Here is a 23,374-nt window from a genome sequence, read left to right on the forward strand (position 1 = left end):
GGAATCTCGTTTTTACTACTCTATTTACGGGGGCTAGGTTAGAGATCCTAAAACAAGTTCAGGATAACAAAACGGGGCGTTCATAAACACATACTTTTTTAACGAAAGAAAAAACAAAACAATAAAGGGAGGTAATATGAGAAAGAAAGTATTAACTTTGCTTTTTATTGGACTGATTGCAACAACTTTTGTGCAGGCACAAGTGGTTGATAAAGATGCTTTTTTTACAAAACTGGAAGAGAAACATAGCGAGTTCAACGAAATAAACGGTCAATTTGAAATAACTATGAAACTCTTTGGAACAGATATGGTAATACCTGTAAATTTTTGGCAGAAAGATAAAAAAGTACGTATGGACTTTAAAATAGCAATGGCTGGAATGCCGTTTCCTATGGAACAGACTATGCTAATAGATGAAAACCGGTTGGTACAATACCATAGTATGTTCAATACAGTAATGACAGCAGATTTAACAAAAATGCCCGACAAAATACGAGAAGCGATAAGCAGAAACCATATATCTATGTTGGGAGGAAAAGAAAACTTTTCTGCTTTAAACAAAATAAAAGATGAGATAGAAATTCTAATGAAAAAGAAAGATGGGAAGACATACTATGTTCTTACATTGAAGGATATGGAAAAAATTGGCGGAGCTCCCCCAATAATGGGACAGTTAAACCCAACCAAACTATTTAAAGAGATGGTATGTTGGGTAGATGCTGATACATTTTTATATTCAAAAATAGAGATATATTCTGATAAACCAGAAACTTCCTGTCTTGTAGTTGATATAATAAAATTAGATTCTGCGAAAGTTTCTGATGATATTTTTATGGTTAAGTTTCCTGAAGACGCTAAACAGAAAGATATAACAGAAATAATGATGAAACTGTTTGAATTTAAGAAGAAAAAAGAATAGTAGGTATAAAGGATAAGATCCTGAAACAAGTTCAGGATAACAAAGGGGGCGGGTAGGAGAAAATCGTGGGGGAAAATATATAGGAGAACAAAATGAAATACGATATAAGAATAGTAAACGCACAGATTATAGATGGTACAGGGAAAGAAGCCTTCAAAGGAGAAGTTGGTATTAAAGATGGATACATAAAAAAGGTAGCAAGCTCTGTTGAAGGTGACGCTAAAACAGAGATAGATGCCGAAGGTAATTTTCTTTCTCCGGGGTTTATAGACCTACACACCCATTGTACACCAAGCCCAACTATGAACTATCTTCAACAGGGAGTAACTACTGTGGTAACAGGAAACTGTGGTTTCGGGTTTGGTAGAAGTGGTACAGAAATAGTTAACAAGGAACAGAATGAAGTATCTGACTTAGGACCTAATTTTGCTTTTCTTATCGGACACAATACAGTAAGAATGCAGGCAATGAATAGAGATAACCGACCACCTACAGATCTTGAACTAAGTAAAATGAAATCAATTATCAAAGAAAATATAGATAAAGGGGCATTTGGGTTCTCTACTGGATTGGCTTATGTTCCCGGAGCATATTCTAAAACTGATGAAATTATTGAACTATCAAAAGTTTTGCAAGGTACCAACTCTTTTTACGCTTCTCATATAAGAAACGAAGGAATCAAAGTTGTGGATTCAGTAAAAGAGGTTCTTGAAATACAAAAAGAGGCAGATGTGCCTGTACATATTTCTCACCATAAAGTGTGTGGAGTTAAAAATTGGGGTAAAAGCAGAGAAACTATCGCCCTAATAAAACAAGCTCGTAATAAAGGTATAGATGTAACTCTTGACCAATACCCGTATACTGCAAGTTGTGGAACTATACAACTTCTTATGCCTACCTACGCAGGAGAGGGGACCCCTGAGGATATAAAAAATAGAATTACAAAAGAGAGAAACGAGATAAAAGAGGCAATAATAAATAAGTTGAGTAATTATTACGATAATGACCTTTCAAGAGTATTTTTTGTTAACTGCACTCCAATACCAGAGTTGGCAGGTAAAAACCTTGCTGATGCAACAAAAAGGTTTAATAGAGAAACCTCTCCAGAAGGTGCGGCAGACACTGTCCTTGATATTGTTTCTGCTAACCCTTCGCACGGCGCAACTATGATGGTTTCTCACAGTATGTCAGGAGAAGAGGTGGTATATATACTCCAATACCCTGAAACCTGTGTAGGTTCTGATGGTTGGAATATGGTTATGAATGTAGGGCATCCTCACCCACGGTCATACGGAACATTTCCTCGAGTTTTAGGTTATTATGGCAGAGAAAAACAGGTTATCTCTTTTGAAGATGGCGTTAAAAGGATGACTTCTTTACCAGCAAAAAGACTCTCTTTGAAAGATAGAGGCACAATACAAGAAGATGTTTGGGCTGATATAGTTATATGGAACCCAAAAACAATAATAGATAAAGCTACCTTTGAAAACCCACACCAATACCCAGAAGGAATTAATTATGTTATTGTTAACGGGGTTGTCATTCTTAAAGAAGGTAAACTGGTTGGCAACTATTCTGGTAGGCTTCTCAAAAAATCAGAACAGTAATTATAACAAGTACGGCATTCAAATATATAGGACAATAAAATGAAATACGATATAAGAATTGTAAACGCACAGATTATAGATGGTACAGGGAAAAAAGCCTTCGAAGGAGAAGTAGGTATTAAAGATGGATATATAAAAAAGGTAGCAAGTTCAGTTGAAGGTGACGCTAAAATAGAGATAGATGCCGAAGGAAATTTTCTTTCCCCGGGGTTCATAGATCTACACACCCATTGTAAGTTAGGTCCAACTATGAATTATCTCCAACAAGGAGTAACAACTGTGGTAGGAGGAAACTGCGGTTTTGGTCTTCAGGTATCAAATACAGGCGTAGATTTAGGACCTAACTTTGCTTTTCTTATCGGACACAATACAGTAAGAGCTCAAGCAATGAATAGAAATAACCGACCACCGACAGAACTTGAACTAAATAAAATGAAATCAATTATCAAAGAAAATGTTGATAAAGGAGCGTTTGGTCTATCTACTGGGTTGGCTTATGTTCCCGGAGCATATTCTAATACTGATGAACTTATTGAACTTACCAAAATGTTACAGGGCACCAAATGTTATTACGCTTCTCATATAAGAAACGAAGATGCGCAAGTTATAGATTCAATGAAAGAGGCTCTTGAGATACAAAGAGAGACAGGTGTGCCTATACATATTTCTCACCATAAAGTATGTGGAGTTAAAAATTGGGGAAAAAGCAGAGAAACTATCGCCCTAATAAAAAACACTCGTAATGAAGGGGTTGATATAACCCTTGACCAATATCCGTATACTGCAAGTGCTGGAACCATACAACTTCTTATGCCTACCTATGCAGGAGAGGGAACCCCAGAAGATATAATAAACAGAATTGCCAGTAAAAGAAAAGAGATAAAAGAAGATATTATAAAAAAATTGAATAACCTTTATGATAACGACCTTACACAAATTGTTTTTAACTGTTGTTCCTCTATACCAGAGTTGACAGGTAAAAACCTTGCTGATGCAACAAGAAAGTTCAATAGGGAAATTTCCCCAGAAGGTGCAGCAGACACTGTTCTTGATATTATTTCTGCTAACCCTTCACACGGGGCAACAAGGATGGTATACCATAAAATTTCTGAGGAAGATGTGGTTTATATACTAAAATACCCTGAAACTTGTGTCGGCTCTGATGGTTCCAGTATAACTATGAATGTTGGACATCCTCATCCAAGGTCGTACGGAACATTCCCTCGAGTTTTAGGTTATTATAGCAGAGAAAAACAGGTTATCTCTTTTGAAGATGGTGTTAAAAGGATGACTTCTCTACCAGCAAAAAGACTCTCTTTGAAAGATAGAGGTATAATACAAGAAGATGTTTGGGCTGATATAGTTGTATGGAACCCAAAAACAATAATAGATAAAGCTACCTTTGAAAACCCACACCAGTACCCAGAAGGAATTAATTATGTTATTGTTAACGGGGTGTTAATTCTTAAAGAAGGTGAACTTGTTGGCAACTATTCTGGTAGGCTCCTCAAAAGAGCAGAAGCGTAATATTCAACGGTCTTCTCTTTTATAAAAAATAAGATTAAAATATTTGATATATTTTTATTATTATGTTAAAGTTATTAACTGTTTTGACAAAATTAAAATTTCAGGAGGTGTTACTTTATGGAAGAACTACTTTTTCACGCTCAACTTAGAGAAAACAAAGGCACAGGTGCTGCCAGAAAAACAAGATTAGAAGGGTTTATCCCTGGTATTTTATATGGTGCTGGCCATTCGCCTTGCTCAATAAAGCTTGAAAGAAAAACAACAGAGAGGATTATTAGGCAACTTGCTTCTCACAACGTTATTGCCTCTCTTGTTATTGAGCAGAACGGAAACGAAGAAAAAATCAAGACAATGCTTAAAGATGTACAGATACAACCCATAAAGGGGAATGTTTTACATCTTGATTTTTACAGAATTAGGATGGATAAACCTATAAGAATGCAGGTTCCTATACAATTAAACGGTGAAGCACCAGGGCTAGAACTTGGCGGTATAATGGAGCACGAACTCAGAGAGATAGAAATACAAGCCTTGCCTGGCAATATGCCTGAATTGATAGAAATAGATATTTCTTCAATGCAGATAGGAGATACTGTGCTGGTGAAAGATATTCAACTTGGAGATGATGTTGAAATAATAGATTCTCTTGACAGGTCAATTATTTCTATAATGGCTCCACGGGTAGCAAAAGAAGAAGAAGAAACTGACGAAGAACTCGAAGAGGCTTTACCAGAACAACAGGAAGGCGCAACTGAACCAGAAGTTATTAGCCAACAAAAAGCAGAGGAAAGACGTAAAGATAAAGATAGTCCGGACAAAAAATGAAGATTTTTATAGGGCTTGGCAACCCTGGGCTAAAATACCAAGACACCAGACACAATATTGGTTTTGAAGTAATTAACTCTATTAGGAACAAATATTCTCCTAAAGATGTTATTAAAACAGATTATTGTAAAGGGTGGATAGTATCAATAGCAGGGAAAGAAACTGTAATTGCCAAACCAAAAACGTTTGTAAATGAAAGCGGTGTAGCTGTAAAAAAATTGTATGACCGTTTTGGTGGCTCTATTGACGACTATATTGTTATACACGATGACCTTGATATAGAAGTTGGCAAAATAAAGATTGTTAACAATAAAGGAGCAGGAGGACATAACGGGATTAGTTCTGTTATTTCTGAACTAAATAGCAAAGATTTTTTTAGAATAAGAGTAGGTATTGGTAGAGATATAGAAGAAGCATCTTATATCAATTATGTGCTTTCTTCGTTTAAAACAGAAGAAAAACCTTTAATAGAAGAGGCTGTCAAACTTGCCACTATGGCTTGCGAAGAAATGGTTAGAAGTAGCACAGCAAAAGCAATGACCATTTACAACAAATAAGTAAAATTAATGACCCCTCAAATATATGTTTCCCTCAAAATATAGGGATGAAGGGGGTAAAGGAGAAAAAGAATGGAAGGAATAGGTATTCAGATATTTACAATTCTTAGCGCCCTTTTTGCTATCATTGTTACTGTTTTTCTTTCTAAAGGCATTATGAGAAGAAAAGAAGGAACCCCAGAAATGATAGAAATAGCTCAAGCAATAAGAGTTGGAGCAAAAGCCTATCTTGTTAGGCAATACAAAGGTGTTAGCATATTTTTTGCTATAGTATTTGTGTTGCTTCTCATATTAACAACATTAGGCTATATGAGTATTTTTGTACCTTTTGCTTTTATTGTTGGTGGATTTTTTTCAGCTCTAAGCGGATATATTGGAATGACCATTGCAACAAACTCTTCCGCTCGAACAACTTCTGCTGCAAAAAACTCTATAAACGAAGCTCTACAGGTAGCGTTTTCTTCAGGACTGGTTATGGGTCTTATAGTGGTAGGACTTGCTCTCCTTTTCATTGGAGTTGGTTATTCATTAGTAAGATGGACTTATCAGACTGATATTAATCAAATTGCGTCAATAATGGTATGTTTTGGTATGGGCGCAAGTGCACAAGCCCTCTTTGCAAGGGTAGGTGGAGGTATTTTCACAAAAGGAGCAGATGTTGGAGCTGACCTTGTTGGCAAAGTAGAATCTGGCATACCAGAAGACGACCCAAGAAATCCAGCAGTTATAGCTGATAACGTTGGAGATAACGTTGGAGATATTGCTGGGATGGGTGCAGACCTTTATGAATCTTATGTTGGTTCTATTCTTGCAACTATGGCTCTTGCTGTTACTGCAGGGTTAGGATGGAAAGGTATTTCATTACCTCTTGCAATATCTGCCCTCGGTATTTTGGCTTCTGTGATAGGTGCTTTCTTTGTACGAGTTAAAGAAGACGCCACTCAAGCAAACCTACTTATGGCGTTAAGAAAAGGGCTTTATGGGGCTTCAATAATAGTTATTATTGCTTCATACTTTGCAATAGCAACAATACTTCCTGACTATAAAAGACTGTTTGGTTCTTTGATTTGCGGAGTTGTAGCAGGGTTACTTATAGGATTTTTTACCGAGTATTACACTTCAGACGAGTACCCACCAACAAAAAATGTAGCAAAATCTTCTCTTACAGGACACGCAACAGTTATTATAGAAGGGTTGGCGACTGGTATGGCTTCTACTGCTATCCCTGTAATAATTATTGTTTTAGCAACAATAGGTGCTTTCCTTTCTGCAGGAGGTTTTAACAATACAGAGATAGGGCTTTACGGTATCGGTTTGGCAGGGGTTGGACTACTTAGCACTTTAGGTATATCTCTGGCTACAGATTCCTATGGACCAGTTGCAGATAACGCTGGCGGTAACGCTGAAATGTCTCATCAGCCTCCATTTGTAAGACAGAGAACAGATGCTCTTGATTCTCTCGGAAACACAACAGCAGCAACTGGTAAAGGGTTTGCCATAGGTTCTGCTGCATTAACCACTCTTGCTCTTATTGCAGCTTTTAATCAGCAGGTTGAAATGTTCGGCGGAAATATGGATTTATCTGTAATGAATGTTCGGCTTCTTGCTGGTATTTTTATAGGTGCTATGTATCCTATGTACTTCTCTTCTATGGCAATGAGAGCTGTTGGAAGAACAGCACAAGATATTGTTGAAGAGGTAAGAAGACAGTTTAAAGAAATTAAAGGAATTATGGAAGGTAAAGCAAAACCAGATTACGCAAAAGCAGTTGATATATGCACCCGTTCAGCTCAAAGAGAAATTCTTGTCCCATCAGCTATAACAATATTGCTTCCTATAGTAGTAGGTCTTCTATTAGGCACAGAAGCTCTGTTAGGATTGCTTGTAGGCGCTCTTACAAGTGGTTTTGTTGTAGCAATTATGATGGCAAACGCTGGAGCCTCATGGGATAATGCTAAAAAACATATTGAGGCAGGTAACTTTGGTGGAAAAGGAACAGATGCTCATAAAGCAGCAGTAACTGGTGACACAGTTGGTGACCCGTTTAAAGATACTGCAGGACCATCTTTAAATATCCTTATAAAATTGATGTCAATTGTTGCAATAGTTTTTGCCAACTTTATCGTTAAAAACTCTTTGTTTAAATAAAACTAATTGCTGTTTTTAGTATTACCAATTTTTTATAAAGTGCATCACAGCAAGTATTTGTATGCCATAAGTATTATAGTTTAAACAGATAACTTACTATGTGGAGAAAAAAATGAATAACAATGTATACGAACAGTCTCTCCTGTTGCACAAGAAAACAAAAGGGAAGATAGCGTTACAATCAAAAGTACCTCTTAAAGATTCAAACGATTTATCGCTTGCATATACACCTGGTGTTGCTGAACCTTGTAGAAAAATCAATGCAGATAAATCTCTTGTTTACGATTACACCTCAAAATGGAATACTGTTGCTGTTGTTAGCGACGGGAGCGCTGTTTTAGGGTTGGGCAACATAGGTGCTGAAGCTTCTTTGCCAGTTATGGAAGGTAAATCAATACTTTTTAAAGAGTTCGGTGGAGTAGACGCTTTCCCTATATGTATTTCAAGCCAGAAGACAGAAGATATAATTCAAACTGTTACCCTTATCTCTCCAGGGTTTGGAGGTATAAACCTTGAAGATATATCAGCCCCAAGATGTTTTCAGATAGAACAAGCTCTCATAGATACTCTTGATATTCCTATATTTCACGATGACCAACACGGCACAGCAATTGTTGTTCTTTCTGCTCTTTTGAATGCTTTGAAGGTAGTTGAGAAACAACTTTCAGAAGTCAAAATTGTTATCAATGGTGCTGGTGCAGCTGGTATCGCTGTCTCAAAGTTTATCCATTTTGCGGGTGCCAGAAAAATTATGTTGTGCGACACCCGAGGGATTATCTGTAAAGATAGAAAAGAGAATATGAATTTTGCTAAAGAAGATGCCTTAAAATATCTTATACCATCAAAAGAAGGAACACTTTCTGATGCTATGGAGCAGGCAGATGTTTTTATTGGGTTATCAGGTCCTGATACTGTAACTGGTGATATGGTTAAGAAGATGGCTTCTGGTTCTATTATATTAGCTTTATCAAACCCTGTCCCTGAGATTATGCCAGAAGACGCTGCAAAAGCCGGAGCAACAGTTATAGGTACAGGTAGAAGCGATATGCCTAACCAGATAAATAACCTGCTTGCTTTCCCAGGTATTTTTAGAGGGGTCTTCGATTCGAGAGCAAAAAAGATTACTGAAAATATGAAGTTAGCTGCAAGTAAAGCGATAGCTGAATATGTACCAGAAAATAAACTTAATGCTGACTATATTATGCCTTCCGCCCTGGATAAAGTGGTGCCTTTAAAAGTTGCAGAAAAAGTTGCTAAAGCGTGGTTAGAAGAGAATTAAAAATCATCTTCTTTTAATTCTCTCTGAGAATCAAGGTAGTTTTGTAAAATTATTTGAGCAGCTAGTTTATCTATAACCTTTTTTCTCTTTTTCCTACTCAAGTTTGCTTCCAATAGTATGGAATCTGCCTGTTTAGATGAGAGGCGTTCATCAAAAGGAATAAAAGGGATACTAATAGTTTTTTGTAAAAGAGAAATTAGAGCTAAAGATTTTTCTGTCTGCCCACTCATTGACCCGTCCATTCTTAAAGGTAGACCGTAGACGATACTTTCAATCTTGTATTTTTCTATAAGATGACTAATTTTTTTTACTTCACTACCATCTCGAACAATATTCTCTATACCTCTTGCTAAAGTTTTATCTTCATCGCTAACAGCTACACCTATTCTTTTATCTCCAATATCAAGTCCTAATATTCTCATTATTCAACCCTTTTTAAGATTCTCTTTACTATATTTGACGCACTTTACTTATCCTGCGACCTCTCTTTTTCCCTACTATTGTTTATTCCCATTCCTTTTCCGCCTTCGGCGAGATTGCCACGCTAAAAAACGGCTCGCAAAAACAGATTCAGGCAAAACGTAAGACAAAAGCCCCTCCCCCTACGCTACAATACAAGCTTCGGCGGACAAGCCTCATCCCATTAACCTCTCTGCAACTCCTTGGGGACTTACTACTACAAACACTCCAAGGGGAGAAGGCAAAGAAGGGGAAGGTGTATGCACCGTAGTACCAGAGTGAGTAAACACACATACGTCTTTCTTTTATGTATTTAACTGCCGTTTTGTGGCATTGCGAGGAATGCCTTCTAATGACGTGGCAACCCTCGTATTTATCCTTATTATTTTTTTGTCTTTTCTTTCGTTAAAAAAGTATGGATTCTGTCACCCTCAAAACTCTTACTGTCTCTTTAACATCGTGAGTCCTAAAAATCCTCCCACCACCAATATAAGCCACAACCATTGAAGCAAGAGAACCTTCGAGCCTTTCCTCAGTACCAACTCCATTTAAAATTTTGCCAATAAAAGATTTTCTGGATGTACCAACACATATAGGTCTACCTAACTTTTGAAACCTATCAAGTTGTTTTATAAGTTTAAGGTTATCTTCTAATCTCTTTCCAAACCCTATACCTGGATCTATAACTACCTTTTCAGGTGAAATACCTTTATCTTGCATAAGGTTAAGTTTTTTTTCAAAAAACTCTAATATTTCCTTGATAACATCATTATAATAAGGGGTGGTTTGCATATTGTCAGGTGTTCCTTGCATATGCATAAGAATATACCCACACTTGGTATTTTTTACTACAGATAGGAGGTTTTGGTCCAGTGAAAAGGCAGAAATATCGTTTATTATAGATGCCCCTGCTTCTATTGCTTTTTCTGCAACTTGTGCTTTATATGTATCACAGGAGATAGGTATATCGAGATTTTCTGAAAGAAGTTTTATTAGAGGAACAACCTTTTTAATCTCTTCTTCAACCAAAGTCCGACAACTACCAGGGCGTGTAGATTCGCCACCAACATCTATAATATCGGCACCTTCTTCCGCCATTCGCAAAGCAGTCTTAACGGCAGTATCAATATCTTTACACCTGCTTTTACTATAGAAAGAGTCGTCGGTTATATTAACAACACCCATAACCTTAAAACTCAAGGTGTTTAGTTGTACCTTATCTGAAATCTTCCATACATTTTTCAGCATTATGTTTTACAATTTACAATTCTTGCTCAGCTGGAACATAGGCGCTACCTTCAAGATTTGCCTTTGCAACACGCAACACATTGCCTCCTATAATCTTTTGGATATCTTCGTCTTTATATCCTTTCTGAACAAGCCCTACTGTTATAAGAGGCCAATTGGTCCAAGCAAAGGTAGGTTGAGCGGCAGCAATCTTATCTTTATCAACAACAGAAACAGGAGGAGGCCACAAAGATTGCCATCCTCGTCTACCTCTAGGATAATTTTTTATTTCAGGTAACTTAAAATTAGGTGACGGTTCTCTTTTAAGTGTCCCTGTTACATCAGAGCCCACGGCTACATGTTCAGGTCCAAATTTTTTTGCAACATAATCGATATGTTCCACAACAGCTTTTAAACCACAGTCTCCACCAAGAAACGAACTTACCCAACATATACCTATATAACCCCCTGTGTCAGCAATCGCTTTTATTACATCATCAGGTTTACATCTATAATGGTTGTTTAACGCAACACAACCTGAATGGCTTGCTACCATAGGTTTACTTGATGTTAATGCGGCCTCTTTGCTGGTCTGCCAACCTGAATGAGCTATATCCACAATCACCCCTGTCCTATTTAGTTCTTTCACAACAATCTTACCAAAATCGCTCAATCCACCGTTTGCTGCCTCTGCACACCCATCACCTATTTCATTTCTTCGGTTATAGGTTAGGTGCATCATCCTTATACCAAGCAGGAAAAACAAACGTATTAGGTCAAGTTCTTCTTCAGTTGAATTCCATCTTTGCAATAAAGGCACTGCGTTAGAAGAAAAATATAGAGCGTGTTTATTCTCTTTTTTAGCTTTTATTATTTCTGACGGGGAGATAGCCTTTATAACAAAATCTTTCCTAAAATCTGTAATATGGGTATGTCTTGTAACTCTTCTAAGAGTTCTAAGTGGCAACTGGTTCTCTTCTGCAGCGTTCTGAAAAATACAAGTAACTCCTGAAGCATTAAAGATTGCTTGGTAATCCTCCCATGCCTGTTTGTCAACAATGTTTTGTATCTGTCTCATATCTCCATTGAAATCGGCTATCTCTTCTGCAGACGCTCCTTCATCTATTTTTGCCTGTACGGCTGCATTATGCTTCAATCTCCATTCTTCGGAACCTTCTGCATATACCCCCAGAGAGTACGAATCAAAAACAACAGATTCATAGTGGAGTTTTAAACCGTGCTCAAGTTCTTTCTGAGTTGGCTTTAAAGAATCAAGAGCAGCTTGCCATTCTACTTCATTAATTCTCTTCATTGTACCTTTTCTCCTTCACCCTTTATTTGGGTGTTTTGGAAAAATATATTAACCTAATAATAATTTATTTTCTTAATTTCAATAGAGATTTTCTATAATCTTCTGCTTCCATATTTTCAAGTTCTTCTATCTCTTCTTTATTTAGATACCTGAGTTTCCCAGTTAAACATCCAACAAACACAGATTTTGCAACTTCTTCAACAAGCCAACTTCTTGTAAACGCTTCTTTTAAAGTTTCTCCAACACAGACAGCTCCGTGGTTTTTTAAAAGCACAACATTACTTGTTTCTAAAGATTTTGATACCTCTATTCTAATTTTTTCGCTCCCAGGTAAAACATAATCTATTATAGGAATTTCTTTACCAAGTAAAGCCACATAATCTGGAAAAAGTGGTCTCAACTCAACACCTGCAGATATTAAACCAACAGTTACAGAAGGATGGGTATGAACAATAGCATTAACATCTTTTCTTGTTATATATACCCCCAAATGCATAGATATCTCGCAGGTTGGTCTAAGGGTACCATCAATCTCTCCAGACTCAAGATGAACTCTAACCCACTCGTCTTCCTTTACTTCGTCAAGAAAAAATCCGCTCGGTGAAAGAAGCACATACTCTCCCACTCTTACGCTAATATTGCCACCTGGACCAGCTACAAGACCTTTTTCAACTATCTTTTTACCGTATAAAGTCAACTCTCTTCTACTTTTTTCCATAACATCCTTCTGGTATCAAGTATTAACCTAACTTAATTTTGGCAAACTTTCTTTTGCCTACCTTCAAAATCTGACCTTCCTCTACTTTTACTCTTTCTAACGGGTCGTTTATAACAACATCATCCAGCTTTACAGCTTTCTGTATAACCAGTCTTCTGGCTTCTGACCTTGAAGATACCAGTCCAGTAGAACATATAAGGTCTATAATCAAAATAGTGCCAGCATCATCACAAATTTCATTCTTAACACAACATTCAGGTATAACTGAAGGCGCTTGTTTTTCTTTAAAAATTCTATCAAACTCTTTTTCAGCTTGCTTAGCTTTTTCTTCTCCGAAATACTCTTTTAATACCTCACAGGCAAGTTGTGCTTTTGCCTTTCTTGGGTCACAAGAAATAATAGGCTTAAATTCTTCTTCTTTCACACTAGTCAAAAGCCTATAATATTCTTCCATCACACCATCGGTTATAGACATTATTTTACCAAACATTTCACTCGGCTCAGCTTCAACAGGTATATGGTTACAGTAGGATTTACTCATTTTCATCTTCCCATCTGTTCCCACAAGAATGGGCATAGTTATAACAACCTGTTTAGATTGCCCCATTGATTCCTGTATGGTTCTACCAGCAAGAAGGTTAAACTTCTGTTCAGTCGCCCCAACTTCTATATCTGCGTTTAAAGCAAAAGAGTCATACCCCTGAAGTAATGGATATAAAAATTCCTGCATAAAGATAGGTTTATTCTCTTTATATCGCTTAGAAAAATCGTCTCTTTCTAAAATCTGAGCTATTGTAAAAATAGAGGTTAGGTTTATCATATTTTCAAGGGTAAGAGATGCAAGCCAACTGGAATTATATACAAACTCTGTCTTCTCAAGATCAAGTATTTTACCTGCCTGTTCCCTATATCTCAATAGGTTTCGTTTGATATCCTCATCCGAAAGGATAGGTCTGGTTTCGTTTCGTCCTGTTGGGTCGCCTATTTTTGCTGTAAAATCCCCTATAAGAAAAAAGATTTTATGACCTAATATTTGTAGTTCTCTTAATTTTTTTATAGGCACTGTATGCCCAAGATGTATATCAGGAGAGGTAGGGTCAATACCATATTTTACACGTAGAGGAATATTGGTAAGGAGAGACTTTTCAATTTTGTTCTTAAGTTCATTCTCTTCTATGACTTCAACTGTATTTCTTTTAATAATATTTAACTGTTTTTCTATTTCTTTCATAATTTATATATTTTACACCTATAAGGCATTTTAGTCAAAAAAGCCATAATTATTCCATTTTGTTCACACAAACGAAATAGTGAGCATTAATAAAATGGTAATTTTTTGTAAGCCGTAAAACTTTTAATTTATGCTATTGTCAAGTATAATGTAATTATAAACAAGGGGGGGGAAATGCTCTATAAAAGGTTCTTCTATATAACATCTATATCTTTAATCTTTTCAGTTATTCTTCACGGAGGAGGAAACAAAATGGTAAAAAATATAAAATGGCTTGGACATGCCAGTATAAAGGTTGAAACAGAAGGAAAAAACGTTTATATTGACCCCTGGAAACTTAAAAACTATTCAAATAAAGCTGACCTAATTCTTATCACTCATTCCCATCACGACCACTTTAGCCCTAACGATATATCTAAACTTACCAAGAAAGATACTATAATAATAGGTCCGGCTGATGTTATTGAAAAGATTGCTCAAAAAGAAAAGAAAGTGTTGTTACCGGGACAAACTATAAACCTAAATTGGGTAACAATAGAAGGTGTTCCATCATATAATATAGATAAAGCGTTTCATCCTAAAAACAATGATTGGCTCGGTTTTATTCTTAGATGCAAGGAATCTTCCATATATATAGCTGGAGATACAGATTTTATCCCTGAAATGAAAGATATTAAGGTAGATGTAGCTATCCTTCCAGTAGGTGGAACATACACAATGAACCCAAAACAGGCATCTGAAGCAACAAACACTATCAAACCGAAAGTAGTTATACCTATCCACTTTGGAGATGTAGTGGGTACTATTGAAGATGCCAAGAGTTTTGAGTCGATGGTAAAAGAGAGCAAAGTAGAGATTCTAAAAATCACAGAATAAAAGCAAGTAGTCACCTAAACAAATATCTAATACCTTCTTGTCTTTATAATCAGAGAGCAAACCGGGCATCAACAGCAACAGCCCCTTTACCTTTTTCCATTACCATTAGTGGATTGATATCCATCTCTGATATTTCAGGAAAATCCATACATAACTGAGAAATTCTTAAAAGAACATCTTCTATAGATTGTATATCTCTTTCTGGCATATTTCTAAAACCCTTTAACATCTGGGACGTCTTTATACCGTTGACCATATCTTTTACATCGTTATTAGTTACAGGGACAACCTTGAAAGATACGTCTTTTAATAGTTCCACAAAGATACCACCCAGCCCAAACATTAAAAGATGTCCAAACTGAGCATCCTTGTTAACCCCAATAATAACTTCAACGCCACCTGTAATCATAGGTTGTATCTGAATCCCTTCTATCTTTGCGTCTTTTTTATATGCCTTTGCCGAGGTGATGATTTCCTGGAACACTTGTTCAGCTTCTGCCTCTGTTTTTACGCCTACCTTAACTCCACCCGCTTCTGTCTTGTGAAGAATATCAGGAGATACCAACTTCATAACCACAGGTAACCCAGTTTTAGCAATAACCGACTTACATTCGCCAACATCTTTTACCACAAACGACTTTACAGTATTTATTCCGTAGGCATCGAGAATTGCTCTACCTTCTATATCTCCCATTGTAGTTTCACCTTTTTCTTTCACTTTATTTATAATCTGTGAAACAGTTTGTTTATCTACCTTAAAATCTACTGTGTTTCCTTTATCGGACTCTTTCCACCGGTAATAGTCATACATACTTTTTAGAGAGGAGATAGCCCTTTCAGGGAAAAGATAGTTAGGTACACCGTTTTTCATAAGAACCTGTATTCCTTCCTCTATCCTATGACCTCCCATAAAACACCCTAAAACAGGTTTCTGATATTTTTTAGATATTTTAACCGTCTCTTCGGCTGTTTCAGAAATTTGGGTTACTACCTGAGGAGTTAGAACAGTTAAAACAGAATCAACGTCTTTCTCTCTTAAAACAATATCCAACGCCTTACCATAAGTGTCAGCAAGAGCATCACCCAACACATCAACAGGGTTATTTACGCTAGCAGCAAGAGATAAGAAAGATTGAAGTTCTTTTTTTGTTTCTGGGGAGATTTCAGATATAGACATTTTGTTATCTTCTATTGCATCTACTGCCATTACCCCCGGACCTCCTGCATTTGTTACTATGGCTATATTTTTTCCTTTAACTGGAGGTTGATATGCAAAAGCAATAGCACAATCAAAAAGTTCTTGCACAGAGTTTGCTCTAATAACGCCTCCCTGTCGAAGAGCCGCATCATACGCCTTATCAGAACCAGCAAGACTTCCTGTATGAGAAGAAACTGCTTTACTTCCAGCAGCACTACGTCCTGACTTTACCATAACTATAGGTTTCTTTAAAGATACTTCTTTTGCTGCTTCTATAAATTTTTTCCCGTCTTGAAGTCCTTCTAAATAAAGAAGTATTACATTGGTATTTGGATCATCCCCAAACTCTCTTATTAGGTCTGTCTCAGATACATCAGCCATATTCCCAAAACTAACAAATTTAGACAACCCAATATTCTCTTTTACTGCCCAATCCAAAATTGATGTGCCAAGAGCACCTGACTGTGTGATAAAAGAGATTGTACCAGTAGGAGGCATCTCAAAAGCAAAAGAAGCGTTTAGGTTATGAACAGTATCTATAATCCCAAGACAGTTAGGTCCTATCAACCTCATATTATACTCTTTAACTATTTTTTTTAGTTCTTCTTCCTTCTCTTTACCTTCCTTGCCTGCCTCTTTAAATCCAGCACTTATAACAATAAGCCCTTTAACTCCTCTCTCACCGCATCTTTTTGCAACATCATTAACAATGTTGGCTGGGACAACCATAAGTACCAGTTCTGGACCTTCAGGTAGGTCGTTGATACTTTTATAACCTTTAAGGTTGAGTATGGTCTCACCTTTTGGGTTGATAGGATATATTGCCCCTTTATATCCGCCGTCTATAAGATTCTTTAAAATTCTATATCCTAACTTGCTTGTATTACTTGAAGCTCCTACTAAAGCCACGCTTGATGGATTAAAAAACTGATTTAACATTTTGACCCCTTTGCAGTAATTTGGTTATAAGAAAACGATTGAATTAAACTGAATAGTATCTATTTATTATAAACTATTTTCAAAATAAATCAAAAAAACGGCTTCCCCTCCCATTCCGTCTTTTGTAGTTAGTCTTGCAAGTTTTATCCCTCAGAAATACTGTCGGGACAAGACCCACCAAAAGCAAAAAGGAATGAGGCGAGAAAGAAATCCACTTTTCCACTTACCTTACAAGTACTCATATTGCAAAACTTACCAAACCAACTCAAATTTGTTATAATAGAGATAACACCTTTAATGAGATAAAATAGGTGAGTCCTCACTAAACACCGTTCAGAGCAGATAGTCTGCCTCCAGGTTTGCAGGAACGAGGAGGAAAAAAGTATGGGGTGTTATATACTACTCAGGGACTACGGTGCATACAACTCTCTCTTTTTACCTTCTACCCTTAGGGATGTTTGGGGCAATAAGTCTCCAAGAGTTTGCAGAGAGGTTAATGGGATGAGGCTTGTCCGCCGAAGCTTGCATTGTAGCGTAGGTGGGGAGACTGTTAGCAGGCGAAGAAAAACGGAAAACGTAACGATAAAGGCAAAAGACCCCCTCACCTTTTCTTCCTCTCCCCCACGGGGAGAGGCAAGCGTGGGGATGATTCACTGAGATTTGCTAAAAATTGGGAATGAAGCCCAACCTTGTTTATATATTGCAAACAGGCTTTAACCTGCACAAAAGATTTATACAGGTAAGTTCTCGAATAATGAGACGGGGTTTGCTGAATATTCATAAAATAGAACCATTTAGCAGAAAAAATTTAAAAAAGGGACTTTTATGCTAACCTCTAAGGATTATCTAAAAATTCTTGAGAAATGGGTAACTCCATCAAAAAAATATCTTTATACCCCTCCCGACAGAAAAGACCTATTATGCTACGGCACAGGGTATGACAGTTGGGGCGTTCAAACACAGCAGAAGGCTTTTTCGACATTTGCAGTTCTTGCAACTGACCCTAACATATCAGAAAAAAATACAGGCGTAACAAGCGACGAACTTTTAAACTACGCACTAAAATTGTTACGTTTTAACCTTGAAAGCCATAAAACAGGGAGTTACCACTGTCTCAACGGAACAAAATGGGGCACAACATGGATAAGCGCACTTGGTATAGAACGTATGATGCACGGAATAAATGCAATATGGGAAAATTTAAAAGCAGAAGATATATCAAATATTCAAAAGGTTATGATTGCTGAATCTGATAACCTTCTTGAGACAGAAATTACAGCAGGTAAAACTACCAACAATAGGCCTGAAAGCAATATTTGGAACGGTTCCCTTCTTTATCGCACTTCTCTGATGTTTCCTAATGCTAAAAGATGCAACCAGTATATTGAACAAGGAACCAGATTTCTTGTTAATGGTATATCAATAGAATCTGATGCAACAAGCAAAGAAAAAGTTGGAAATAAAAATATCTCAGATTTGTATGTTGGAGATAATTTTTTTGATACATTTGCACTTAATCATCATGGATATCTAAATGTAGGATATATGTATATCTGTCTTTCAAATATAGCAATAATATACTTTGAATACCGACTAAGAAACTTACCTGTGCCAGATGTTCTTATGCGCCATATTTTAGAACTCTGGGAATTGGTAAAACTTTGTACATTTCCAGACGGCAGAATATGCAGGATAGGAGGAGATACAAGGATTAGGTACTCATATTGCCAAGATTATGCTCTCCCTGTCTGGCTTATGATGTATGATTTTTACGGGGATTCTGACTGCTTAAGTTTTGAGAAAAAATGGCTTGATACTGTCAAAAAAGAGGTTGATTACAATAAAGATGGTTCTTTTTTATCCGCTCGGTGTTCCGATTTAGAAAAACTAACACCCCTCTATTTTACAAGACTTGAAACAGACAGAGCGGCAACTCTTGCTATGGCAACTTATTGGCGTAGACTATTAAAAATCCCCTTTTATGATAAACCGTCCAAGTTGGCTGACAGTTATACCACCAAAACTTGGTATAACAACTATCACGGAGTATGTTTATCCCGTGGCAAAAACAGAATATCTTCTTGGTGTTGGGTATCAGCAGAACCTCCTCAAGGACTATGTCTACCTACTCAAAGAAGCGATATGGCAGAATGGAGATATAATTGTTCAGGACAACTTATAGGACAGGGAAGAATAAACAGACAGACAAGAGTTTTTAATAAAGATTATATTTTTGAAGGAGGGTTTACCACCATAGGCAAGACAGAGGTATCTTCATTAGGTTTTTTTGAAGGACAATCAGACGAAGTTATTGGCTACAACCATATCGTATTTACTACTCTACCTGACGATACAACAACTATTGTGATACAAAAATGTGTATCTTCCCCAAGACGTATATACCTTAATGAATTAAAAGGATTCTTTTATAATATGCCCAACGATATTTTTAATGGCTCTACACGTTCTTATAAATTTAGACAAGGAGAAATAAAGAAACAAGGAGGAGATAAAGGGAAAGAAGAGATTGTTTCTCTCAATTCCTCTTGGCTTAATGTTGATGATTCACTTGGGTTTGTAGGGGTTTACGGGGCAGACACTTTCTCTATCTGCCGCCCATCGAAAAGACAAGCAGGGTTATTGCTTTCTCAATACGAAAAGAAATCTATATCAACTGGTTTATGGATAGACGAAATCTGTTTTCCTTATAAAAAAGGACCGTTTTCTGTTGATGCCAACTCTATATTATTTGATATTTGTTGTATAATACTTGCAGGAGTTGACTCAAAAAAAACATCAGATTATTCAAAAACAAGAAAAGCAAGTAGGGTTAATTTAAAAGAAGAAGAGGTTAGAGCAATAATTGTTGAAAGTTCTAACAAAAAAGAGTATATTCAAATAGTAAATTTTGGTGCAGAGAGCATATTATTAGAAATCCCTCTAAAAGATTGTAAAAAATGTTTAAATGTTTTTGATAAAAACGAGATTAAAGTTAAAGAAAATATATTAACCACAAATATTGGGGCAAACGAAGTTCAATTATTTGAAATTGGTGTGTCTTCAGTGAACACCGATCAGAACGTGTGACCTGCTTTTATGGTTTTGCAGGAATGAGTAACTTTTGCCTTATACCCCCATTCCGTCTTTGCGAGCTGTCTTTGGGCGTGGCAATCTCGCCGAAGGCGGAAAAGGAATGGGAGAACAATAGTAAAGATAAACCCCTCCCCTTTTATTCCTCTCCTCACGGGTAGAGGCAAGTGTGGAGAAGGTTCACTGATACTTACTAAAAATTGGGAGTTAACCCCAACCTTGCTTGTATAGTACAAACAAGGTTTCACCTGCACAAAAGATTTGTGCAGACAAGTTCTCAATAAGAGAGATGATTAAGAATACAAAAATAGCTTTTAAAAGGATTATATTATCAACTATATTCTGTTTTTTTATTACAAACACTCTATACTCTTCCCCAAACCTTATAACTGTTATTGAAGAGAAAAAGACCATCACCCAAGAAGAAACATTTACTTTTGCTGTTATTGGTGATAACCAACCTCGAGGCAATTTTGGGCAACCTCCAATATTCAAAAAAATAATCTCAGAGATTAACAACTCTGACGCCCAATTTGTGGTACATCTTGGAGATAAAATACAAGGTAATAGAAACAAAGATATAGTAAAAAAACAGTATGCTGAATTTTTAGATATAATAAAACCTTTAAAAATGAAACTTTATCATACTGTTGGAAACCACGATGTAAAAAAATTAAAATATAACGAAGAGTTGTATATTGAATTGTTTGGGCAAACATACTACTCTTTTTCAATAAAAAACGCTTTTTTTATTATCTTAAATACAGAAATAATTAAAGAAGAGGGTAGCATACAAGGCAAACAACTTGAATGGTTGAAAGAAGAACTTGAAAAATCAAAAGATTATAGAAACACTTTTGTTTTTATGCATAGACCCCTCTACTCAGCTATCTTTTTTAATAGACGCCACACCCATTTTGCCTCAAAAGAAGATAGAGATAACCTTATAGAACTCTTTAAAAAATATAAAGTAACAACTGTTTTTTCAGGTCACGAACATTTATACCACAACATAAATCTTGACGGGCTACAACTTATAACATCAGGTGGAGGCGGTGCCCCTTTCCATTTTTATCCTATGGGAAACTTCTACCACTACCTTATTGTTAAGGTAAAAGAAAAAGATGTAACAATAAGAGCTATCCCCGTACCAGAAGAGTAGTAACAGTTTTTTGCCTCCTATCCCTCGGGGGTACTAGGGACAAGCCCGCCCACTTTGCCATCCTGCCCCCCCCAATCTGTCATCCTGAACTTGTTTCAGGATCTCCTCTTTTATCTTGCCGCTTTTTGCCTTCTACCCTTGGGGGAGAAGGATTAAGGATGAGGGGGGGGCTTTTTGTTTTACGGTTTCCCCACCATTCCTTTTCCGCTTTCAGCGAGATTGCCACGCCAAAAAACGGCTCGCAAAGACGGAATGGGGGGTAGTGAAAAGCGAGATTCCGGAACAAGTCCGGAATGACATGCAAGGGCGGCAATCCGACGCTTTTTGTCGCCTGCTAACAGCCCCTCCGCCAACGTTAAAACTATTGTGAGTAAACTACATCCTCATTAACCATTCTGCAAACCTCCGCGGATTACTCCGCAAATCTCGGGGGATTGCTTCATTTTTTCTCGCAAAGACGGAATGGGGAGAATTCTTCCCCTTGGGTAAATTTTAAAATTTTATCAAAAATATAAGCCAGCAAGACAGATAAAAAAACAGCAAAAATTATATTCTCAATTCGTTTTTGTCCCTGAAAGGTGCGTGTTTTCAACCAAAGTTTTTATTCTTGCAAAGTTTATGTTTCCTGTAAATTCAGACGGCAATAATTTTTTCTTATAGAGAACGTGCAACCTATTCAATAAGTTGTTTTTGCTTCCTTCTATTTCAGGAGAAGTAGCAGGAATTTCTGCTATCCCTTTCAGAATCTTTTCCACCTGTAAATTTAATGTATTAAATGTTTCAGTTCGCTTTTCTTTTGGAAATTTGTTAGCGTTTTCAAAATAATCAAACCAACTATCCTCAATAAAAAGCACTACACAACTCCTGTCTTTTGAAGCATTATCTTGATTTCTGACAAATTGAAGTGATTTATTGATTACATCAATGCCTATTGAAAACTCGCTTTTTCTCATATATTCCCATAAGGAATTTTTCATCATTTCTCTCCAACCCGGATTTAACTTGTCTTCTGAATAAATCAGGGGAACACTTTTTACTATTTCATAAGTGTCTTCTCTCCACCGTGGAATTATTCCATAGTATCCCACCCAATAGGCGCTTTCTGAACATATACTCCAAACTTGATTAGCCAAAAGAAGAGCCTTTTCCACTCCTAAATTTTTCACATAGATTCTTTTTTCTTCTGTCGTAATTTTTTCTGTCTCCCGCTGATATTTCAAAAGCAAATCTTCAGAAAAAATATGTGCCCCTAAACAAAAGAAAATAAAAACTGTGCTACTGAACAATCCTTTAATTCTTTTCATATTCCTTTCCTGTGTTTTTGATTGCTTCTGTCAAACGTGGCTAAGCGACGTCTTTTTTGCAGCCACTTATCCCTAAGTTAAAAGGCAAAAACTTATCTTATATACTTTTATTGTAAAACACTTCGTATCCCTTGACTATCCAAGCAAGTATAAACAATAAGGATAATATTATTGCTATTATTAATTCACTACAAAAAGGTGGATAACATATTTTTTTTAACAGAAATCTTAGACCTGTTGAAAGAAATGTTAGAAAGATGAAAACTGTAGGGGTGAATACTAAACAAAAAAGAGAAATCAGAATTATTTCTATTGACTTCATAGAAGTAAAACCGGGAAAGAGGAAGAGAAAACTAATAAGAAACAAGATCAGTCCTATCAGAATACCTTCAAGCAAACCTTGTATTCCCACAAGTAGATATCTTTTAGGATACGTTTTCGTTTTTCTAAATATCTTAACACTACAGAAAAAATGGAGAAAGAGAGTAAAAAGAGAGAAGATCATAAAAACAATGAATGTATTAGGAGTCACATACCTGATGAAAAAGAATAAAGAAGAGAAGACGGATGAAACAATGACCGCCTCTATCAAAGACAGATACAAATATCTATCCATAAAAACTCCCCCTTATGTTTATATTTTACATCATAAAAATATTTAAAACAATAATTGGAGGGGAGAACAGGCAAAGGCAAAAGACCCCCTCACCTTACATCCTCTCCCCCAATGAGTGTGAGGATGGATAATCCCAAAGGTAAGGCGCAAAAGCAGAGGTATTCCTTTTCGCCTTCGGCGAGATTGCCACGCTAAAAAACAGCTCGCAAAGACGGAATGGGGGGCTGTTAACAAAAGGTTCAAGCCTTTTGTTCCCTTACTCTGAGCCTGTTAAACCCTTCGGAGATGCTTGCTATGCAGAAGGGTGAGTTCTCAGAGTGCCCGATTGTTAAGTAGAAGGTGTATGCGCCGTAGTACCAGAGTGAGTAGACACCACATAC

General features: G+C 36.7%; 18 protein-coding genes. 11 read left to right on the forward strand and 7 right to left on the reverse strand.

The annotated features are described in order from the left end of the window. The first annotated feature begins 136 nt into the window (after positions 1-136). The 7 genes from M0P98_03550 to M0P98_03580 all read left to right on the forward strand — a co-directional run bounded on the left by M0P98_03550 (position 137) and on the right by M0P98_03580 (position 8,862). The gene (locus M0P98_03550; protein MCK9265945.1) at positions 137-919 is read left to right on the forward strand and encodes a hypothetical protein; all 783 of its coding nucleotides are present in this window, start codon (positions 137-139) and stop codon (positions 917-919) included. Between the two features lie 92 nt (positions 920-1,011). Beyond that, entirely contained in the window at positions 1,012-2,526 is a 1,515-nt protein-coding gene (locus M0P98_03555) for a D-aminoacylase (GenBank protein ID MCK9265946.1), read from the forward strand. Between the two features lie 39 nt (positions 2,527-2,565). Then, the gene (locus tag M0P98_03560; protein MCK9265947.1) at positions 2,566-4,053 is read left to right on the forward strand and encodes a D-aminoacylase; all 1,488 of its coding nucleotides are present in this window, start codon (positions 2,566-2,568) and stop codon (positions 4,051-4,053) included. A 117-nt stretch (positions 4,054-4,170) separates the two neighbouring features. Beyond that, positions 4,171-4,878, forward strand: a complete 708-nt coding sequence (locus M0P98_03565; GenBank protein MCK9265948.1) for a 50S ribosomal protein L25 — start codon at positions 4,171-4,173, stop codon at positions 4,876-4,878. Then, entirely contained in the window at positions 4,875-5,435 is a 561-nt protein-coding gene (gene pth, locus M0P98_03570) for an aminoacyl-tRNA hydrolase (GenBank protein MCK9265949.1), read from the forward strand. The genes M0P98_03565 and pth overlap by 4 nt, the downstream gene beginning before the upstream one ends. Before the next feature lie 72 nt (positions 5,436-5,507). Continuing rightward, a complete protein-coding gene (locus M0P98_03575; protein ID MCK9265950.1) occupies positions 5,508-7,583 on the forward strand; it encodes a sodium-translocating pyrophosphatase in 2,076 nt (691 codons plus the stop codon). Positions 7,584-7,695: 112 nt separating this feature from the next. Next, complete coding sequence (locus M0P98_03580) at positions 7,696-8,862, forward strand: NADP-dependent malic enzyme (GenBank protein ID MCK9265951.1); 1,167 nt, start codon at positions 7,696-7,698, stop codon at positions 8,860-8,862. Here the strand turns inward: M0P98_03580 and ruvX are convergent. From ruvX to tyrS, 5 genes are all read right to left on the reverse strand, one after another. Further along, positions 8,859-9,284, reverse strand: a complete 426-nt coding sequence (gene ruvX, locus M0P98_03585; GenBank protein MCK9265952.1) for a Holliday junction resolvase RuvX — start codon at positions 9,282-9,284, stop codon at positions 8,859-8,861. The two genes, M0P98_03580 and ruvX, sit on opposite strands and share 4 nt — an antisense overlap. Before the next feature lie 442 nt (positions 9,285-9,726). After that, complete coding sequence (gene folP, locus M0P98_03590; protein MCK9265953.1) at positions 9,727-10,569, reverse strand: dihydropteroate synthase; 843 nt, start codon at positions 10,567-10,569, stop codon at positions 9,727-9,729. Positions 10,570-10,582: 13 nt separating this feature from the next. Continuing rightward, positions 10,583-11,860, reverse strand: coding sequence for a dipeptidase (locus M0P98_03595; GenBank protein ID MCK9265954.1), 1,278 nt, complete (start codon positions 11,858-11,860; stop codon positions 10,583-10,585). Between the two features lie 64 nt (positions 11,861-11,924). Next, complete coding sequence (locus M0P98_03600; protein MCK9265955.1) at positions 11,925-12,578, reverse strand: class II aldolase/adducin family protein; 654 nt, start codon at positions 12,576-12,578, stop codon at positions 11,925-11,927. A 22-nt stretch (positions 12,579-12,600) separates the two neighbouring features. Then, complete coding sequence (gene tyrS / locus M0P98_03605; GenBank protein ID MCK9265956.1) at positions 12,601-13,809, reverse strand: tyrosine--tRNA ligase; 1,209 nt, start codon at positions 13,807-13,809, stop codon at positions 12,601-12,603. 252 nt (positions 13,810-14,061) lie between these two features. On the opposite strand from tyrS, the gene M0P98_03610 reads away from it, so the two are divergent. After that, a complete protein-coding gene (locus tag M0P98_03610; protein MCK9265957.1) occupies positions 14,062-14,685 on the forward strand; it encodes an MBL fold metallo-hydrolase in 624 nt (207 codons plus the stop codon). A gap of 49 nt (positions 14,686-14,734) precedes the next feature. Here M0P98_03610 and M0P98_03615 read toward each other — a convergent pair whose 3' ends face one another. Beyond that, positions 14,735-16,822 carry an acetate--CoA ligase family protein gene (locus M0P98_03615; GenBank protein MCK9265958.1) on the reverse strand — a complete coding sequence of 696 codons (2,088 nt, stop codon included), beginning with the start codon at positions 16,820-16,822 and terminating at the stop codon, positions 14,735-14,737. 825 nt (positions 16,823-17,647) lie between these two features. Here M0P98_03615 and M0P98_03620 point away from each other — a divergent pair. Together M0P98_03620 and M0P98_03625 are read left to right on the forward strand one after the other, a co-directional pair. Then, the gene (locus tag M0P98_03620) at positions 17,648-19,909 is read left to right on the forward strand and encodes a hypothetical protein (GenBank protein MCK9265959.1); all 2,262 of its coding nucleotides are present in this window, start codon (positions 17,648-17,650) and stop codon (positions 19,907-19,909) included. A gap of 292 nt (positions 19,910-20,201) precedes the next feature. Beyond that, complete coding sequence (locus M0P98_03625; GenBank protein ID MCK9265960.1) at positions 20,202-21,074, forward strand: metallophosphoesterase; 873 nt, start codon at positions 20,202-20,204, stop codon at positions 21,072-21,074. 554 nt (positions 21,075-21,628) lie between these two features. On the opposite strand, the gene M0P98_03630 is transcribed toward M0P98_03625, so the two are convergent. Continuing rightward, positions 21,629-22,378 carry a hypothetical protein gene (locus M0P98_03630; GenBank protein ID MCK9265961.1) on the reverse strand — a complete coding sequence of 250 codons (750 nt, stop codon included), beginning with the start codon at positions 22,376-22,378 and terminating at the stop codon, positions 21,629-21,631. A gap of 257 nt (positions 22,379-22,635) precedes the next feature. Between M0P98_03630 and M0P98_03635 the strand changes: the two genes are divergently transcribed. After that, positions 22,636-23,040, forward strand: coding sequence for a hypothetical protein (locus tag M0P98_03635; protein MCK9265962.1), 405 nt, complete (start codon positions 22,636-22,638; stop codon positions 23,038-23,040). The last annotated feature ends 334 nt before the right edge of the window (positions 23,041-23,374 follow it).

This window comes from bacterium (assembly GCA_023230585.1).
Classification (GTDB): domain Bacteria; phylum Ratteibacteria; class UBA8468; order B48-G9; family JAFGKM01; genus JALNXB01.

Excerpts from the sequence above, each read along its gene's own strand:
- M0P98_03550 (MCK9265945.1), top strand. The coding sequence starts at position 137 with ATGAGAAAGAAAGTATTAACTTTGCTTTTTATTGGACTGATTGCAACA.
- M0P98_03555 (MCK9265946.1), top strand. The coding sequence starts at position 1,012 with ATGAAATACGATATAAGAATAGTAAACGCACAGATTATAGATGGTACA.
- M0P98_03560 (MCK9265947.1), top strand. The coding sequence starts at position 2,566 with ATGAAATACGATATAAGAATTGTAAACGCACAGATTATAGATGGTACA.
- M0P98_03565 (MCK9265948.1), top strand. The coding sequence starts at position 4,171 with ATGGAAGAACTACTTTTTCACGCTCAACTTAGAGAAAACAAAGGCACA.
- pth (MCK9265949.1), top strand. The coding sequence starts at position 4,875 with ATGAAGATTTTTATAGGGCTTGGCAACCCTGGGCTAAAATACCAAGAC.
- M0P98_03575 (MCK9265950.1), top strand. The coding sequence starts at position 5,508 with ATGGAAGGAATAGGTATTCAGATATTTACAATTCTTAGCGCCCTTTTT.
- M0P98_03580 (MCK9265951.1), top strand. The coding sequence starts at position 7,696 with ATGAATAACAATGTATACGAACAGTCTCTCCTGTTGCACAAGAAAACA.
- ruvX (MCK9265952.1), bottom strand. The coding sequence starts at position 9,284 with ATGAGAATATTAGGACTTGATATTGGAGATAAAAGAATAGGTGTAGCT.
- folP (MCK9265953.1), bottom strand. The coding sequence starts at position 10,569 with ATGCTGAAAAATGTATGGAAGATTTCAGATAAGGTACAACTAAACACC.
- M0P98_03595 (MCK9265954.1), bottom strand. The coding sequence starts at position 11,860 with ATGAAGAGAATTAATGAAGTAGAATGGCAAGCTGCTCTTGATTCTTTA.
- M0P98_03600 (MCK9265955.1), bottom strand. The coding sequence starts at position 12,578 with ATGGAAAAAAGTAGAAGAGAGTTGACTTTATACGGTAAAAAGATAGTT.
- tyrS (MCK9265956.1), bottom strand. The coding sequence starts at position 13,809 with ATGAAAGAAATAGAAAAACAGTTAAATATTATTAAAAGAAATACAGTT.
- M0P98_03610 (MCK9265957.1), top strand. The coding sequence starts at position 14,062 with ATGGTAAAAAATATAAAATGGCTTGGACATGCCAGTATAAAGGTTGAA.
- M0P98_03615 (MCK9265958.1), bottom strand. The coding sequence starts at position 16,822 with ATGTTAAATCAGTTTTTTAATCCATCAAGCGTGGCTTTAGTAGGAGCT.
- M0P98_03620 (MCK9265959.1), top strand. The coding sequence starts at position 17,648 with ATGCTAACCTCTAAGGATTATCTAAAAATTCTTGAGAAATGGGTAACT.
- M0P98_03625 (MCK9265960.1), top strand. The coding sequence starts at position 20,202 with ATGATTAAGAATACAAAAATAGCTTTTAAAAGGATTATATTATCAACT.
- M0P98_03630 (MCK9265961.1), bottom strand. The coding sequence starts at position 22,378 with ATGAAAAGAATTAAAGGATTGTTCAGTAGCACAGTTTTTATTTTCTTT.
- M0P98_03635 (MCK9265962.1), top strand. The coding sequence starts at position 22,636 with ATGAAAACTGTAGGGGTGAATACTAAACAAAAAAGAGAAATCAGAATT.